Source organism: Halorientalis persicus (assembly GCF_900110215.1).
Lineage (GTDB): Archaea > Halobacteriota > Halobacteria > Halobacteriales > Haloarculaceae > Halorientalis > Halorientalis persica.
The window spans coordinates 12,541-29,063 of the sequence record NZ_FOCX01000005.1; the positions used below are offsets into that span (position 1 = coordinate 12,541).

A 16,523-nucleotide genomic window follows, 5' to 3' on the forward strand; every position below is an offset into this window, starting at 1 on the left:
GCTCCGGCCGATGGGTACCTTTGATATCGTTCGCCGACGAACGGATGGCCGTGACCGACGATCCAGCGACCGGGTCGGGGGACGAAGGGCGCGACGCGACCGGTGACACCGACCGGCCCGAACGACACGCGGCGACGACCGTCCACCCGACCGTGGGGCCCAAGAATTCCCTCCAGCACTGGCTGGAGGCGCGCAGTTTCGTCCGGGTCTGTCTCAACTACGTCCTGATCGTGCTCGCACGGATCGCGCCGAGCCTGCGGCTTAAAAGCTGGCTCTTGCGCCGCATCGGCGTCACCGTCGGCGAAGGGGTCTCGTGGGGACTGGAGGCGACGCCGGACGTGTTCTGGCCGGAACTGATCACCGTCGAGGACCACGCCATCGTCGGCTACGACGCGACCTTGCTCTGTCACGAGTTCTTGCAGGAGGAGTACCGGACCGGCGAGGTCGTCGTCGGCGAGCGGGCGATGATCGGCGCGGGAGCAATCGTCCTGCCGGGCGTGGAGATCGGTGCCGGGGCACAGGTTGCGGCGAACTCGCTGGTAACCGAGGACGTCCCGCCGGAGACGACCGTCGCCGGTGTGCCGGCCGAAGAGATTTAATCCCGAATCCGGACGATCCCTTCGCGCAGGATCTGCTGATTGGGGATGATGTACTCGGTGCCGTCGTTCTCGACGTGGGTGACGAACAGGTCGACCTCCTGGACGATTCCCGTGCGGTCACCGACGCGGATCTCGTCGCCGATGCTGTAGGGTTCGTTCAGGAGGAGGTAGACGCCGGCCGCGCCGGCCGAGAGGAGGTCCCGGAAGGCCAGGCCGCCGAGGAAGATGATACCGAAGACGTAGGCGGCGAGCAGGATCAAGAGCGCGCGGGTGGCGACCCCGAGCTGGTTCAGCGCGATCAGGCCAGCGATGTAGAAGATGCTGTACTTGACCAGCGTCGGGATCAGGCCGGCTTCGGGCAGTTTGACGCCCCGCAGGTGTTCGCTGACCAGCAGGGCCGCCTTGTCCCCGACGACCAGGCCCGCGATGACAGCGAGGACGGCGATAAACACCTGCGGGAGGAAGGCCGCGAAGAAGGGCAGGACGGCGGCCATCACCAGCACCCCTGCCACGTCGAGCGCGGCGATGGTCGTCCCCAGATACACCGAGAAGGCCACGAGTTGCGAGAGCAGGCCGACCGTCGAGGTGCCCAGCCCCCGCGCGCTTCGCTCGAAGGCAGTTCCCTCGACCACTCCGGGCAGGCCGATCGCCCGCAGGGCTCGCTTGACGAACTGGCCCAGCAGGTACCCCGAGATCAGCCCGACGATGAAGATCGCGCTCGCAGCGAGAAAGGGTGAACTCGTCAGGTACCGCAGGACCGGCTCGTGCAGTGACATCAGTACTCCTCCGGATCGAGTTCGAGGATCAGTTCACCGCCTTTGAACGCTCGGACGAGGCCGTCACTCTCACTCAGGACGATAGCCACGGCGTTACTGTCCCGCGTGATCGCCCCGGCCGCCATGTGCCGGGCACCGAGCCCCTTTGGGATGTCGACGCCCTCCGCGGAGGGTTCGAGGTAGCGATACGCGGAGACGATCTTCCCGGAGTCGGAGATGACGAACGCCCCGTCCAGCCGGGAGAACTCCTTGAGCATCACGTTCACGATGGGGTCGCCGACGTGGACGTGGGACTTCTCGAAGGGATTGTAGGAGAGCGGCCGGGACTTGTTCATCACTTTGCCGGCGTCGCCGACGACGAACAGCGCACCGACGGGTTTGCCCTTCTGGCCTTTCTTGCCGAGTTCGACGGCGACTTCGAGCACGTCACGGATGACGGCGGGTTCGGCCCGGGAGTTGACGAACAGGCCGTAGACGCCGGAGGGCGAGAAGTTGCTGGCCTTGACTCGCATCACCGTGTCGATGTCCTCGTCGAAGGTCTTGACGGCGCAGACGATCTCGTCCCCGTCGTCGACGAGTTCCTGGTCCATCGCGCCTTCGACCCCGTACCGGACGCGGCTCGACACGTCGCTGAATTCCAGTGGCAGTTCGACGAACTCCTCGGCTCCGACCGAGTCGTCCGGTGCGACGACCACGACCAGCGCGTCGTCCACGTCCTCGAAAGACTCGTAGAACGATGCACTCGGAGAAAACAGAAAGACAGCGTCCACTTCGGACACGAGACCCCCGAGTAGCTCACGCAAGTCGCTCATTGCTGTATCGACCCACCTTACCCGATTAAGTTTTGTGGCCTCGTCGTCCGTCCGTCTTCCGTCCGTCTGACTCGCGGGACCGGTTCCGGTCCCCGATGGGAACCCCCAGCGTTCGGAGACAGCGCTTTTACCCCCTGCCTCCGTGGGCCGTGGTATGTCAGACCTGCCCGAGGACCCAGGCCCGGCGACACAGCTGTACCGACACCGCACAGAGACCGTCTCCGAAGAACGGGGCTCGGGTCCGGCCATCGTCTTCGCCCACGGGACCCTGATGGACTGGACGATGTTCGAACCCCAACTCCAGGCCCTCTCGGACGACTACCGGACCATCGCCTACAACCTCCGAGCCCGAACGGACCGGTTCCAGGGGCCGTACGACCTGGACGACCTGGCAGAGGACTGCCGCGTCCTCATGGACGCCAAAGGAATCGACTCCTGTGTCCTCGCGGGGATGTCGATGGGCGGGTTCATGGCCCTGCGCTTCGCGCTCGAATACCCCGACCTGCTCGACGGCATCGTCCTGATCGACAGCATGGCGACCCCCCACGACGAGGCCGAACAGGAGCAGTACGGCGACATGGTCGAGACGGCAAAAGCGGAGGGCGACGTGCCCGACTCGATGGCCGAAGCGGTCTCGCATATGCTGTTCGGACAGACCTCGATCGAGGAGCGCACCGATCTGGTCGAACACTGGAAGGACCGCTGGCTGACCTACCCCGGCGAGGCCGTCCACGACGAAGTGAACTCCTGGCTCCACCGCCCCGGCGTCGAGGAGCGCCTGGACGAGATCGACGTGCCCGTCCTGATCACTCACGGCGCGGAGGACGTGTCCATCGAACCCGAACGCGCCGAGCCGATGGTCGACCAGCTTCCCGACGCTCGGATGGAGTTGATCCCCGAGGCCGGCCACTCCTCGAACACCGAAAACCCCGAGGCCGCAAACGCCGCGATCCGGGAGTTCCTCGAGGACGTGTACTGAACGCCAACCGGACCTCAGAGCGGCAGTCAGGTTTCGAGTCAGTCTCTCAAAAGACTCGTCGATCACCTTTCGATATGCCTCGAACCAGCTGGTTCGAGTCAGCTTTGGAAGCTGATACGACGACGAGGTTTATATCACACAGTCTCCACTCGGCGATATGCCAGACATATACGAGTGTCAATACTGTGGGTCACACTTCCCGGAACTCGACGAGGGCGAATGTAAGAACTGCAACCGGGCACAGTTGCAGCCGGCGCGGGTGAACACGGAGTACTGGGAGTGTCAGTACTGTGGATCCCACTTCTCCGATCTGGGTGACGGAGTCTGTAAGAGCTGTAATCGAGCGCAATTACAGCCGACTCGGGTGAACACGGAATACTGGGAGTGTCAGTACTGCGGGTCACACTTCTCCGAACTGGATGACGGCGTGTGTGAGGGCTGCAACCGGGCCCAGTTAGAGCCGGTGCAGGTGAGAGGCGGAAAATGGGAGTGTCAGTACTGTGGCTCCTATTTCTCCGAACTGGACGACGGCGTGTGTGAGAACTGCAATCGAGCACAGTTGGAGCCTGCCAAGGTCAGGAACGTCGACTGGGAGTGCCAGTACTGCGGATCACACTTTCCCGACCTCCGAGATGGTGTTTGTAAGAACTGTCACCGGGCGCAACTACAACCGACGTGACGCCGAGGATCTAATGGCCGCCAGCCGTTCGAGAGCGAACTCGAATTCCGACAGCGCAACCGTGACTATCTTTCGATACTATCCAGAAACCGGTCGAAGGCACCGCTCTCGGCGTGGACGTGGGCGTAGGTGCCAAGCGTCCGGTACTCGGTCAGCCCGTCGCGCTCGCCGTGGATGCCGTCGCCCCGCTCCATCTCGAAGGCGAACCGCGCGTCCCGACCCACCGACGCCTCGCTGTAGTGGAATTCGTGCCCTCGTAGGCACTGCCCAGCGTCGGCGGTCAGCGTCCCCTCCGTGGCCCGTAGCTCGACGTGATCGAGCGCCTGGTAGCGGTCGCGCATCTCGATCTCGGCGGGGAGGACGCCAGCCATCTCGCCCGTCTCGCCGTCCGCCGTCGTCAGCGATTGGGCGAGTGCCATCAGCCCGCCACACTCCCCGAGGATCGGCAGGCCCTCGCTGGCTCGGTCGTTGAGGGTGTCGAGGGCTGGACTCGCGGCCAGTTCCGACACGTGGAGTTCGGGGTAGCCGCCGGGGAGGTAGACGCCGTCGCAGTCGGGCAGGTCGTCGTCCGCCGTCGGCGCGAACGTCACCACCTCCGCCCGGTCCCGCAGTCGTTCGAGCGTCGCCGGATAGCGAAAGCAGAAGGCGTCGTCGGCGGCGACGGCGATCCGGGCGTCGGTCGGGTCGGCGGGACGCTCTCCCTCGGATTCGGGTTCGGGCGGTTCCCGCGCCGTGTCGAGCAGTTCCGCCACGTGCAGGTGATCGGCGGCGGCCGCGAGTGCGTCGGCGTCGACGGGTGATTCGTCGCCCATCTCCAGCCCGAGGTGCCGATCCGGAATCTCCAGGTCGGGCGTCGGCGGAATCCGGCCGAAGTACGTGAGTTCCTCGGGCAGGGCCTCGCGGATCCCCTCTGCGTGGCGGCCGCCGTGGGCGCGCTGGGCGATCACGCCGGCCACGTCGATGTCCCGATTCGCGCGGGCGGCGTACTCCCGGAAACCCAGCGCCGTCGCCGCGACGCTCTCCATGCCGGCCTTCGCGTCGACGACCAGGACGACGGGCAGGTCGAGGGCCTCGGCGACCATCGCCGTGCTGGAGCCGTCGCCGTCGTACAGGCCCATGACACCCTCGACGAGACAGAAGTCGCCCTCGCCGCGGCGGTAGTTGCGCCGGAGCCCGTCGGTTCCTTCCAGCCACGTATCCAGCGTCCGGGACGGGCGGTCGGCGACGACGGCGTGATGGCTCGGGTCGATGAAGTCAGGGCCGGCCTTGGCGGGCTGGACGGCGTGCCCGGCGTCCTCGAACGCCCGGATGGCCGCCAGCGTCGCCACGGTCTTGCCGACCCCGGAACTCGTGCCGCCGAGGACGAGCCCTCTCATGTCTCCGGCTCGGGCGATTCCCGACCGTCGAGCAGACGGTCGTAGACGGTGACGATTCGCTCCCGCACGTCGGCCATCGGGATGCCGGCGGCGTCGGCCAGTGCCAGCGCGCCGCCCATGCCGACCCCTTCCTTGGCCTCGCCGGCGACGTAGGCGTTCATCGCCGGATGGTCCCGGTTCTCGAACACTGGGTCGGTGACGGTCAGGTCGACGTTCAACTCCCGGGCCGCCGCCCGCAGGTCGACGCTGTCGTCGTCTGCGACGAACGTGGTGGTCGCCAGCGGGAGGGTGGTCTCGATGCCGGCGTGACGGGCGAGCGCGGCGGCGGTCAGCAGTTGCGTCCCGCCGGCGAGCGTGACCGCGGTGTCGCCCTCGACCAGCCCCACGAGCAGACCGGTGATCGTCGCCAGCACGGGGTCGCCCATCCGCCGGAGCGCGACGGCCGGTTCGTCCGCCGCGTCGCCGGGGTCGAGCGAACTCGCCTGCAACCCCTCCTCGACCACCTCCTGTTTGAGTGCCAGGGGATTCTGGGGGAGCGACGAGGAGACGACCGGTTCCTCACCGAGCGCGCGAAGGACGCCCAGCGCCGTCGTCGTTCCGCCGGGGACGGTCTCGGCCAGATACACCTCGTCGTCGGGGATCGACCGCCCGAACTTCCGGGCCGCCGCGAGGGCGCCCGGTGCGGTCGACACCGGGTCCTGCTCGCGAACGTCGTCCCCGGGACGAGCGCCGACGGTCACGGTCGGCGCGCCCGTCGGCTCCGCGAGGCCGCCGTCGACCACCGTGACGTCCAGTCCGATCAGTTCCTTGACGGCCCGCGTGACGACCGCCGGCGTCGGACAGCCGCTCGGACTCACCGGGACGACCGGCGCGCGGATCGGCTCGCCGTACGTGACGATCTCCGCGTCCGCGCTCGGCGTGTGGACCAGCAGGTCCGAATCCGCACCGGCCGCGCTGATTCCGTCGATCTCGGCCGTCCGCGTCGTTCCTGCAACGAGCATCAGCCGCACGGACGACGCACCCGAAGTTCCATGCCAGTGTGGTTACCACAACTCAGTTTTAACTCGTTCGGTCGGAGCGGCGGGTCGAGTCCGGCCTCGCATCGCCGTCAGCAGACTTTTTGGCGGGCCCGCCCTGGCGCGAGTATGAAGAAGAGTCTCGAAGAACACGCCGCCCGCTTCGACGAGAAGGCCGAGGCCTACGACGACGACGAGACCCCCGAGTACCGCGCCTGTGCGGGACTGGTCGTCGAACTCGCCGCGGCCGAGGCCGACGACACCGTGCTGGACCTGGGGACTGGCACGGGCGCTATCGCCCTCCAGATCGCGCCCGACGCGGGTCGGGTTATCGGTCGGGACATCAGCGACGGAATGCTCGACCGGGCCCGCGAGAAGGCCGCGGAGCGCGGGATCGACAACGTCGCATTCGGCGAGGGACGGTTCCGCGAGCCCAACGTCGACGAACCGGTCGACGTGGTGACGACGAACTTCGCGATGCACCACCTCAGCGACGCCGAGAAACGGGAGGCCATCGCGGTGATCGCCGACCTCGACCCCGACCGGTTCGTCCTCGGTGACGTGATGTTCTTCGGGGAACCCGATCCCGACGACCCGTTCTACACTCCCGAGGTCGACGACCCGGCGACGGTCGGGACGTTGGCCGATGCCCTGACCGACGGCGGGTTCGCGCTGACGAGAGTCGAGCGAGTCCACGATCAGGTCGGCGTGCTGGTCGCGGAACGAGTCCCCGCCGAACGGGCTGTCGTACCCCAGGACAGATGAAACACCTCCCGAAACATCTGCGGCCGCGCTGGCGCTATCTGGCCGTGGCCATCGAGGGCTGGCCCGACGCCGAGTTCGACCGCGGGGACTTTCAGCGCCACCTCTGGTACGCCGCCCAGAACCTGCTGGGCGACGCGGCGAGCGCGGACGTGGACCTGACGGTGGTTCGCTTCTCGTTCGCGGACGGCGACGGCTGGGCGGCGGTGCGGACCCGCCGGGACGAGGTCGACCGGGCCCGGGCCGCGGTGGCGGCGGTCGAAGACATCGACGGACAGCCAGTCGGCCTGCGAGTGGCAGGCGTGAGCGGGACCGTCCGTGCCTGTGAAGAAAAGTATATACGAAGCGCTCCGGAAATCATCACAGAGAGAACGGTCGGCTTCGAGGACGCCGAGCGGACGGCGGTGGTGCGGGACGGCCGCGCCGACGTCCGGCTCGAATCGGCGTTCGCGGGCGCGACCACACTCGATTTGTAACCATGCAGGGACAATCACAACAGCAGGCCTACGACCGGGGGATCACCATCTTCTCCCCGGACGGCCGCCTCTATCAGGTCGAGTACGCACGCGAAGCCGTCAAGCGCGGGACCGCCTCGATCGGCATCCGCGCCGCCGACGGCGTCGTCCTCGCGGTCGACAAGCGTATCCGATCGCCGCTGATGGAACGGTCGAGCGTCGAGAAGTTGCACAAGGCCGACGACCACATCGGAATCGCCAGTGCCGGCCACGTCGCCGACGCCCGCCAGTTGATCGACTTCGCGCGTCGCAACGCCCAGGTCAACCAGCTGCGCTTCGGCGAGCCAATCGGCGTGGAGACGCTGACGAAGGACGTTACCGACCACATCCAGCAGTACACCCAGATCGGCGGCGCACGCCCGTTCGGCGTCGCGCTCATCATCGGCGGCATCGACGCCGACGGCGAGCCGCGTCTGTTCGAGACCGATCCCTCGGGGACGCCCTACGAGTGGAAGGCACTGGCCGTCGGTGCCGACCGCGGCGAGGTCCGGGATTACCTCGAGGAGCACTACGACGAAGGGATCGATCTGGACGATGCCGTCGGGCTGGCGCTTTCGGCGCTTGGCTCGGTCAACGACGACGCCCTCCGACCCGAGGCCGTCGGGCTGGCGACCGTCGGTCTCGACGACCGGGAGTTCAGCCGGCTCGCCGACGACGAGGTCGAGGACTACCTCGTCGATCTGGACCTGCTGGCCGACGAGGAGGCCGCCGAAGGCGACGACGAGACGGGCGACGAGACCACCGAGGAGTAGCGTCGTCACGGGCCGTCGACAGCCCAGTCGACCACGATTTCTCGCCGCCACACCACGAAAACTCCGGTCGGGAACCGGGAAACACCTTTTAACCGGGCCACACAACCCTCGGGTATGATTTCGCTCGACGAGGCGGTGACGGCCCGACTGGAGTCCCACGGGGAACGATTCGAGGTGTTGATCGATCCGGACGCGGCGCTCGCGATCAAGCGCGGCGAGTTCGACGGCGAACTGGAAGACGTCATCGCTGCCGAGGACGTGTTCGAGGACGCCTCCCGTGGCGACCGCCCGCCGGAGGACGCCCTCGAAGAGGTCTTCGACACTACCGACCCACTGGAGATCATTCCGCAGGTCGTCGAAGACGGCGAGATCCAGATCACGGCCGAACAGCGCAAGGAGATGCAGGAACAGAAACACAAACAGCTCGTCCAGCACATCACGCGCAACGCCGTCAACCCGCAGATGGACGACGCTCCACACCCGCCCGAACGCATCGAGAACGCCCTCGAAGAGGCGGGGTTCAAGATCGACCCGATGGAGCCCGTCGAGAACCAGGTCGACGAGGCACTCGACCTCCTTCGGCCGGTGATCCCGATCCGGTTCGACGAGATGACCGTCGCGGTGCAGGTGCCCGCCGACTACGCCGGGTCGGCCCAGGCCCAGATCCGACAGTTCGGCGACCTCGAACGCGAGGAGTGGCAGGCCGACGGCTCCTGGGTCGGCGTCATCACCTTCCCAGCCGGTATGCAAAACGAGTTCTACGACGTGGTGAACGAACACACGAGCGGGGAGGCCGAGACCCGGATCATCTCCGACGAGGACGACATCCCGACGCGCTGAGAATGAGCTGACAGCCTGCCTGACGTATTACTGGCGACGAATCCGTTCCGTGTCCGGAAACGCTCGGCAACCAGTTGTTAGTTTAGTAAACCTTCTAAGTGAGTGCCCCGAGGGTCGGCCTGCATCATGTCAGCAGAAGATAAGGCGGGCGGGACCCCCACGTGGCTGTACGTGGCGGTCGCGGTCGCCGCCGTCCTGATCGGTGTGTTTCTGGCTCCCCAGGCGATGCGCCTCACGCAGGGGGCCGGCCAGGACACGCCGGATTCGGTTGCGGTGGTCCCGATCGAGGGGCCGATCACGAGTTCCACGTCGGACCAGATCAGCGCGAACCTGCGCGAGGCCCGTCGAAACGACTCGATCGAGGCTGTCGTCTTGGACGTCGACAGCCCCGGTGGCACAGTCCCCGCGAGCGAGGCGCTCTACCTCGCGGTGAACAGAACGAGAGCGGCCGGCATCCCCGTGGTCGCGAGCGTCAACGGGCAGGGTGCTTCGGGCGCGTACTGGGCGATGATGCCCGCCAGCCGCATCTACGTGACACCCGGATCCATCGTCGGGAGCGTGGGTGTCATCGGCTCCCAACCTGCCGGTGGCGCGGCCGGGAGTCGGATCATCACGGGTCCGGACAAGGGCGCTGGCGGGACGCAAGCCGAGTTCCGCGACCGTGTCGAGATGCTCAGACGGCAGTTCGTCACGACCGTCATGAACGAACGCGGCGACCGCCTCGACCTGAGCCGGGAGGAACTGTCCTACGCGAAGGTCTACGCCGGGTCGGTCGCCCAGCGCAACGGCGTGGCCGACGAGATCGGCGGCACCGACGCAGCGATCCAGCGCGCCGCCGACAACGCCGACCTCGAAGACTACGCCGTCACCCGGATGGACCCGCCGGAACAGCCCGGCCTCGGGATCGTCCTCGGTAGTCAGGATTCCGTCAGGAACGACTCTGCAACCCGGACGGTCGTCGTCGAGCAATCGCCGTTCGATTATCAGGGTGTCGAGACGCCGCACTATCTGGCCCTGTACGGGGTACCCGAGCGCGGGGAGGTGAGCGCCGATGGCTAACGTTCCGAAACTCGTCGGCGTCTTCGCGCTCGTGTTAGTGCTCGTGCTGGCCGTCGCAGCGGCCGTCCCTCTGGTCGCTTCGCCGGGCGGGGACGCGAACCCGAGACCGCAGAACCCGGCCTCGTTCGAGCCCGGGGAGATCGTCCCACAGGACCTGAGCCAGAATGGGTCGGTCAGTATCGACGCCAGCAGTGGCGAGAAGGTCGTTCTGATCGACCGGGCACACGGCAACGACTTCGACCGCGAGGAGATCGAACCGATGGTGGACGCGCTGGTCGCGCAGGGCTACGAGGTTCGATTCCACGGCGGTGGCGGATCCCGCGGTGCACCGCCCTCGGCCGGTCCCGGGTCGAGCAGTCCGCTCAACCAGTCGCTTCGTGACGCGGACGCGTTCGTCGTAATATCGCCCAGTCAACCCTTCACAGACGCGGCGCGGCGGGGTATCGCCGACTTCGCCGACCGCGGCGGTCGCGTCGCCCTGCTGGGCGAGCCCACGTCACCCAGTCCGGCTGTCGTCAGCCTGTTCGGTCCCGCACCGAGACCGACCGCCACGAGCCAGATGACGCCGCTGTCCTCCCGGTTCGGCATGAGCCTGTCGACGGGCTACCTGTACAACATGTACGAGAACGGGAACAACTTCCAGAACGTCTACGCCACCGCGTCCGGTGACGGCCCGCTCACCGAGGGCGTGGACAGAGTGCTGTTCGACCGGGCGACGGAGGTCGCCGTCGGCGGCGATGCCTCGGTGGCGCTGTCGGCCACCGATCGCACCGCGCTGTCGACGACTCGACAGCAGGGCGAGTATCCCGTCGCCGCGGTCAACGGCAACGTCGCACTGATCGGCGATACGTCGTTCCTGACGCCCTCGAACTACCAGTATGCGGACAACGAGGTGCTGACCGGTAACCTCGCCGCGTTCCTCGTGTCCGGTGACAAAGAGCCGAAACCGATGCCGGAGACACAGCGTTCGGGCGTTCCGCCGAGGCCGGGCCAGCCACGTCCGCCGTCGGCCGGCCAACCACCGACGAACGACACCACGCCACCGACGACGGCGACGCCGGCAGCACCCTGAAAATCCGGGTTATCCTTTTTTGAAGCCGACCAGGAAGCCGCCGCTGAAGCCCGCCGTCACCGGGAGTGCGGCGAGCAGGCTCATGATCCAGCCAGGTGCCTCCGCCGCCTGATCCGCGCCGTCGCTCGCCGCGCCGGTGATCGCACCCCAGTTGACCTGGAGGACACCCTTGGTTTCGAGGAACTTGAACAGGGCCAGTTCGAGGCCGACGATGATGGCGATGATCTTGGCGACCTTCTTGGCGGCGAAGCCGATGACGCCACCGATGACCGCGCCGCCCCCGACCTCGAGGCCGATCTGCTGGGGGTCCAGCCCGGCGACCTGTAGCAACGTTGGATCTACCATGTCACATCAGCTAACTGAGTACGCCAGTATAAGACTTTTGTGCCCGTCTGCGCACCGCTGCCGTCCGTCAGACGCGACCGCCGGCTGGCATATCCCGTGGGACCGACAGGACGTGTCGGTGGGTGGTGGCCCTGTGTTTAAATAGCATCGCGCCGTAGGTTCGGACGAGTGACGGCGAACCATACGGAGCGAGCGGTCATCGCCAAGCGCGTGGACTCGGGAACGGCCGACACGAGTGAGATTCGGGACCTGGCCCGGGCGGCCGGGTACGAGGTCGTGGGTGAAGTCACCCAGACTCGAACCGAGGACCCCGCGATGCACGTCGGGGAGGGGAAAGCCGAGACCATCGCGACGACGGCGGTCCGCGAGGACGCGACGGTCGTCATCTTCGACAACCAGCTTGGCCCCTACCAGACGTACAACCTCGGCAACGTCCTCCCCGAGGACACGCGGGTGATCGATCGGTTCCGCCTCATCCTCGAGATCTTCGGCCAGCGGGCACAGACCCGGAAGGCACAGCTCCAGGTCGAACTCGCGGAGTTGCGGTACGAACTGCCCCGCGCCGAGGCCAAGGCCAGCCTCGCCAAACGCGAGGAACGGCCCGGGTTCATGGGGCTGGGCGAGTACGACGAGAGCCGGGAACGGGACATCAAGGCCCGCATCTCTCGCATCCGGGACGAACTCGAAGATATCGAGCAGACCGAGCAACACCGGCGCGAACAGCGCCGCGAGTCCGGCTTCGACCTCGTGGCGATGGCGGGCTACACCAACGCCGGCAAATCGACCCTGTTGCGTCGGCTGGCCGAGGACCTCGACATCGACGAGAACGAGGAGTTGCATCCCGACCTCGACACGACCGCCGAGAGCGAGGACCGTCTGTTCACGACGCTTGGCACCACCACCCGGAAAGCCGAGATGGATCGCCGGGACGTGCTGGTGACCGACACGGTGGGGTTCATCACGGACCTCCCTCACTGGCTGGTCGAGTCGTTCAAGTCGACGCTCGATGCGGTCTACCGCGCGGATCTGGTGTTGCTCGTGGTCGACGTGAGCGAACCCATCGAGGAGATGCGCGAGAAACTCGTCACCTGCCACGACACGCTCTCGGAGCGTAACCAGGCACCCATCGTCACGGTCCTGAACAAGATCGATCGGGTGGACGACGAGGAACTCGAACGCAAACGGGAGGCGCTGTCGGCGCTGGCTCCGAATCCGGTGGCGATCAGCGCGAAGGAGGGCGCAAACGTCGACGCTCTCAGGGATCGCATCGACCGCGAACTCCCGCCGTTCGAGCGCGAACGCCTCGTGATGCCGATGACCGACGACACTATGAGCGTGGTCTCGTGGATCCACAATCACGCCCACGTCGACGAGGTCGACTACGGCGAACAGGTGATAATCGAGTTCGAGGCCCGGCCGAAGGTCGTCGAGCAGTCACGGGCCAAGGCGGGCGACCTCGTGGCCGCCGAGTCGGCCTAGAGGTACAGCGTCGCACCGAATCCGAGACCGATCAGTGCCACGACCGCGCCGAGACCGCGAACCACCCAGAGCCACTTGTCCTCGAACGTCCCGTCCTCGCCGTACTCGCCGCCGGTGCGGTCGGGTCGGCGACGGCCGGCGGTCCACGACCGGATGAACGCCTGTGGGAAGGCGACGAGTACGAGTCCGAAGCCGACGCCGAGGACGGCCGCGATGAGCTCGCGGGCGACCATCAGTAGCTGCGGAGGCGTTCGATACGCTTCTCGGTGGATGGGTGGGTCGACAGCAGGCTGGTGTCGCTCCCGAAGATACAGAGCGCGTTGACCTCCTTGGCTTCGGGGGTCGGCTCGGCCCGACTGGCGTTCGACGAGATTTTCTCCAGCGCACGGGCGAGCGGGTCACCACGACCGAGAACCTCTGCGGCGTCGCGGTCGGCGACGAACTCGCGGTGTCGGGAGACGGCGAACACGAAGACCATCACCAGCATCTGTGCGATGTTACTCACGATCATGCCGATGAAGATGTCCACGAGTTCGTTGTCACCCGACATGAGCACCGCGAAGTACGCGGCGAAGCCGATGATGGAGGCGATCCCCTGCCCCAGTTGCATGATGATCGAGTCACGGTTCTGAAGGTGGGCCAGTTCGTGGGCGACGACGCCCTCGACCTCGTCCTGTTCGAGCACGCCGAGCAGTTCACGGGAGACCGCGACGGTCCCGTTCCCCCGGCGACCCAGCGCGAAGGCGTTGGGGACGCCCATCTCGACGAGGTAGAGATCGGGCTTTTCGATCCCCATGTCTCGACTGGTCTGCTCGACGAAGCGGTGGAGTTCCCGGAACTGGTCCTCGGGCAGTTCCTGCCCCTTCAGCGACCGGAGCGTGAACCACTTGCTGATCTTGTACTGGGCGAAGACGAAGACGACGCTCAGCCCGATCAGTAGCGGTATCGGTACCTGGAATGTCAGGTAAAAGAACGATATCGCGATGGTGTAGAAGGCGAACAGGATCGAGCCGACGATCGCCATTCGCACCTTGAGTCCTAGGTTGCGCATTGCTGTGCTGATAGTTCGTCGTTCGCGAACTTATGTTTCGTGGTCGGGGAGGGAACCACAAAGTACTCCAAGGCCCAGAACGGGGTCGAGCGGCTGGCTACCGGTTCGGCCGCCGCTACAGCTCTTGCTTTCGCTTCTCCACCACTCGCACGTCCCGGATCGCCGTGTCGGGGTACTGCCCGTCGTCGTCTTTTTCCGCCGCTTTGACCATGTCCCAGACGACGTTCAGGCCCGTCGTCACGCCCTCCAGGGCCTCCATCTCACAGCCCGTCTTGCCAGTGGTCTCGACCGCGACGGTCGCGATCACCCGCTCCTCGCGCACGTCGAACTCGCAGTCGACGTTCGTGATCGGGATCTGGTGACACATCGGGATCGTCTCCCAGGTGTGTTTGACCGCCTGAATCGCGCCGATCCGAGCCGTCGCAAGCACGTCGCCCTTCTCGACCTGATCGTCCCGGATCGACTCGATCGTCGAGGGCTGGAGCCCGATTTCCCCGCGAGCGACCGCCCGGCGCTCCGTGTCGGGTTTGTCGCTCACGTCGACCATCTGCACGTCGCCCTCGTCGTCCGTGTGGGTCAACTCCTCGCTGCCCTCCACAGCGGTTGCCCCGACTTCGTCGAGGGGGTCCTCGTCGTCTGCTACGTCACGGTCTCCGGTCTCGTCACTCATCGGTCTCACCCCACAGCGCCGTCGGTAGCGCGTCCACGAGGTCTGGCGCGACCAGCCCGTGGCCGTACTCCTCGACCGCGAGGTCGCCGGCCCGACCGTTAGCGTAGGCGGCGATAGCGCCGGCGTGGATCGGCTCTTGCGTGGCCAGCAGTGCGCTCGATGCGCCCGCGAGCACGTCGCCGGTGCCGCCGACGGTCATGCCGGGATTGCCCGTCCGGTTGACGCGAGTCGTCTCGCCGTCGCTGATCACGTCGTAGGCACCTTTGACGAGAAGCGTCTGGTCGAGGTCGGCGGCGAAGGACTCGACCAGAGCGGTGCGCGTCTCCCAGTCGGCGTCGGTCTCGCCGCCCATCGTCCGAAGCTCGCCTTGGTGGGGCGTACAGAGCAGGGTCGCGTCGGTGTCGACCTCGGGGACGACCTGCAGGGCGTCGGCGTCGATCACGGCCCGCCCGTCGAACTCGGCGAGGAACTCCCCGACGGCTTCGAGCGTCCCTTTCGCGTTTCCGAGGCCGGGACCGATCACGATCACGTCGTGTTCGACGGCCCGATCCAGCAACTGGTCGACGTGGCCCGGTTCGAGCAGGTCACCCGTGAACGGCCGGACGATGATGCCTTCGGAGAAACTCTGGACCTCGCGAGCGACCGAGGAGGGACAGGCCACCCGCACGAGGTCGGCCCCGGCCCGGAACGCGGCCTGCGCGGTGAGGGCCGGCGCGCCGGTGTAGGGGCCCCCGCCGATCACCAGCACTTCGCCGTGGTCGCCCTTGTGGCTCTGTGGGTCCCGGGAGAGCCGGCGCAGATCGCCGCGTTCGACGAACCGTTCGGCCGCCTCCGGGATGCCGATGTCCGCGACGGTCACCTCGGCGTCTATCTCGGCCAGGCCGGGCTTGTCGTCGTGGAAGGTGACGACGTGATCGGCGTCGACAGCCGCCCCCGCGGCCTCGCCGGTGTCGGCGTCGATCCCCGAGGGGACGTCGACGGCGACGACCGTGGCATCGGTCTCGCCGATGCGCTCGGCCGCCGTCGCTTCCGGTTCCCGGAGCGCGCCAGTGACGCCGGTGCCCAACATCGCGTCGATCACAACGTCCGGGTCGCCGAGATCGAGGTCGGTCGAGTCACGGACCTCGCGGGCGTCGACCGCGGCGCGCTGGAGTGCGTCCCAGTTCTCCCGGGCGATGTCGGTCGTGATGGTCTCGGCGCGACCCAGCAGGTGGACGGTCACGTCGTAGGCTTTCAGAAAGCGAGCCGTGACGAAGGCGTCGCCGCCGTTGTTCCCCCGACCCGCGACGACGGCGACTTCCCTGCCGGACTCGGCCACATCGCGGACGACCCGAGCGACGGCGTTGCCGCTCGACTCCATCAGCTGTTTCCGGGGAACGCCCAGCGCCGCGGCGTTCTCGTCGAGGACGGCCTGGTCTTCGACGCCCATCATCACCACTTCACCTCGAAGCCGTCCAGGCCCTCCGGGTCCCCGTACTCGACTGCTACGTCGTCGACCCGCGCTCGGGGACTCCCGTCGTGACACCACTCGACCATCGCATCCACGTCCCCCTCCGGGCCCTCGAAGACGGCCTCGACGCGGCCGTCGTCCAGGTTGCGGACCCAGCCGTCGAGGCCCGTTTCGCGGGCGGTGTCGCGTGTGTTCGCCCGGTAGTAGACCCCCTGTACTTTCCCGGTGACGTGGACGTGTGCGCGGACGCGTTCGCTCATAGCCAACCCTTCTCTCGCCGCCGACGAAAAC

19 protein-coding genes are annotated in these 16,523 nt (G+C 66.8%); 9 read left to right on the top strand and 10 right to left on the bottom strand.

The features are described 5' to 3' along the window. The first annotated feature begins 44 nt into the window (after positions 1-44). Positions 45-599 carry an acyltransferase gene (locus tag BMX17_RS06995; protein ID WP_092658771.1) on the top strand — a complete coding sequence of 185 codons (555 nt, stop codon included), beginning with the start codon at positions 45-47 and terminating at the stop codon, positions 597-599. Here the strand turns inward: BMX17_RS06995 and BMX17_RS07000 are convergent. Further along, positions 596-1,375 carry a mechanosensitive ion channel domain-containing protein gene (locus BMX17_RS07000; RefSeq protein WP_092658772.1) on the bottom strand — a complete coding sequence of 260 codons (780 nt, stop codon included), beginning with the start codon at positions 1,373-1,375 and terminating at the stop codon, positions 596-598. The genes BMX17_RS06995 and BMX17_RS07000 overlap by 4 nt on opposite strands. Next, on the bottom strand, positions 1,375-2,187 hold the full coding sequence (dacZ, locus tag BMX17_RS07005; RefSeq protein WP_092658773.1) for a diadenylate cyclase DacZ: 813 nt from the start codon (positions 2,185-2,187) through the stop codon (positions 1,375-1,377). Before dacZ ends, BMX17_RS07000 begins: the two co-directional genes overlap by 1 nt. Before the next feature lie 154 nt (positions 2,188-2,341). Between dacZ and BMX17_RS07010 the strand changes: the two genes are divergently transcribed. Then, on the top strand, positions 2,342-3,166 hold the full coding sequence (locus tag BMX17_RS07010; RefSeq protein WP_092658774.1) for an alpha/beta fold hydrolase: 825 nt from the start codon (positions 2,342-2,344) through the stop codon (positions 3,164-3,166). Between the two features lie 744 nt (positions 3,167-3,910). Here BMX17_RS07010 and BMX17_RS07015 read toward each other — a convergent pair. Then, positions 3,911-5,221, bottom strand: coding sequence for a cobyrinic acid a,c-diamide synthase (locus BMX17_RS07015; RefSeq protein ID WP_092658775.1), 1,311 nt, complete (start codon positions 5,219-5,221; stop codon positions 3,911-3,913). Continuing rightward, on the bottom strand, positions 5,218-6,222 hold the full coding sequence (locus tag BMX17_RS07020; RefSeq protein WP_092658776.1) for a nicotinate-nucleotide--dimethylbenzimidazole phosphoribosyltransferase: 1,005 nt from the start codon (positions 6,220-6,222) through the stop codon (positions 5,218-5,220). Before BMX17_RS07020 ends, BMX17_RS07015 begins: the two co-directional genes overlap by 4 nt. Before the next feature lie 144 nt (positions 6,223-6,366). Here BMX17_RS07020 and BMX17_RS07025 point away from each other — a divergent pair, with 144 nt between their 5' ends. From BMX17_RS07025 to BMX17_RS07050, 6 genes are all read left to right on the top strand, one after another. Then, positions 6,367-7,002, top strand: a complete 636-nt coding sequence (locus tag BMX17_RS07025; protein WP_092658777.1) for a class I SAM-dependent methyltransferase — start codon at positions 6,367-6,369, stop codon at positions 7,000-7,002. Continuing rightward, positions 6,999-7,475: an Rpp14/Pop5 family protein gene (locus tag BMX17_RS07030; protein ID WP_092658778.1), complete on the top strand. Its 477-nt coding sequence runs from the start codon at positions 6,999-7,001 to the stop codon at positions 7,473-7,475. Before BMX17_RS07025 ends, BMX17_RS07030 begins: the two co-directional genes overlap by 4 nt. Before the next feature lie 2 nt (positions 7,476-7,477). Next, entirely contained in the window at positions 7,478-8,266 is a 789-nt protein-coding gene (gene psmA, locus BMX17_RS07035) for an archaeal proteasome endopeptidase complex subunit alpha (RefSeq protein ID WP_092658779.1), read from the top strand. A gap of 114 nt (positions 8,267-8,380) precedes the next feature. Next, a complete protein-coding gene (locus BMX17_RS07040) occupies positions 8,381-9,106 on the top strand; it encodes a ribosome assembly factor SBDS (protein WP_092658780.1) in 726 nt (241 codons plus the stop codon). 126 nt (positions 9,107-9,232) lie between these two features. Continuing rightward, on the top strand, positions 9,233-10,165 hold the full coding sequence (locus BMX17_RS07045) for a S49 family peptidase (RefSeq protein WP_092658781.1): 933 nt from the start codon (positions 9,233-9,235) through the stop codon (positions 10,163-10,165). After that, on the top strand, positions 10,158-11,237 hold the full coding sequence (locus BMX17_RS07050; RefSeq protein WP_092658782.1) for a motility-associated ABC transporter substrate-binding family protein: 1,080 nt from the start codon (positions 10,158-10,160) through the stop codon (positions 11,235-11,237). Before BMX17_RS07045 ends, BMX17_RS07050 begins: the two co-directional genes overlap by 8 nt. Positions 11,238-11,246: 9 nt before the next feature. Here the strand turns inward: BMX17_RS07050 and BMX17_RS07055 are convergent, their stop codons facing one another. Beyond that, positions 11,247-11,582: an FUN14 domain-containing protein gene (locus BMX17_RS07055; RefSeq protein ID WP_092658783.1), complete on the bottom strand. Its 336-nt coding sequence runs from the start codon at positions 11,580-11,582 to the stop codon at positions 11,247-11,249. A 168-nt stretch (positions 11,583-11,750) separates the two neighbouring features. Between BMX17_RS07055 and hflX the strand changes: the two genes are divergently transcribed. Next, positions 11,751-13,061, top strand: a complete 1,311-nt coding sequence (gene hflX / locus BMX17_RS07060; RefSeq protein ID WP_092658784.1) for a GTPase HflX — start codon at positions 11,751-11,753, stop codon at positions 13,059-13,061. Here the strand turns inward: hflX and BMX17_RS07065 are convergent. The 5 genes from BMX17_RS07065 to BMX17_RS07085 all read right to left on the bottom strand — a co-directional run bounded on the left by BMX17_RS07065 (position 13,058) and on the right by BMX17_RS07085 (position 16,492). Then, on the bottom strand, positions 13,058-13,294 hold the full coding sequence (locus BMX17_RS07065; RefSeq protein WP_244514945.1) for a hypothetical protein: 237 nt from the start codon (positions 13,292-13,294) through the stop codon (positions 13,058-13,060). The genes hflX and BMX17_RS07065 overlap by 4 nt on opposite strands. Further along, positions 13,294-14,112, bottom strand: coding sequence for a M48 family metallopeptidase (locus BMX17_RS07070; RefSeq protein WP_092658786.1), 819 nt, complete (start codon positions 14,110-14,112; stop codon positions 13,294-13,296). Before BMX17_RS07070 ends, BMX17_RS07065 begins: the two co-directional genes overlap by 1 nt. A 115-nt stretch (positions 14,113-14,227) precedes the next feature. Beyond that, a complete protein-coding gene (moaC, locus tag BMX17_RS07075; RefSeq protein WP_092658787.1) occupies positions 14,228-14,782 on the bottom strand; it encodes a cyclic pyranopterin monophosphate synthase MoaC in 555 nt (184 codons plus the stop codon). After that, positions 14,775-16,211 (bottom strand): NAD(P)H-hydrate dehydratase, encoded by a 1,437-nt coding sequence (locus BMX17_RS07080; protein WP_170845352.1) that lies wholly within the window; start codon positions 16,209-16,211, stop codon positions 14,775-14,777. Before BMX17_RS07080 ends, moaC begins: the two co-directional genes overlap by 8 nt. Positions 16,212-16,213: 2 nt before the next feature. Continuing rightward, positions 16,214-16,492 (bottom strand): acylphosphatase, encoded by a 279-nt coding sequence (locus BMX17_RS07085; RefSeq protein ID WP_092658789.1) that lies wholly within the window; start codon positions 16,490-16,492, stop codon positions 16,214-16,216. Between the last annotated feature and the right edge of the window lie 31 nt (positions 16,493-16,523).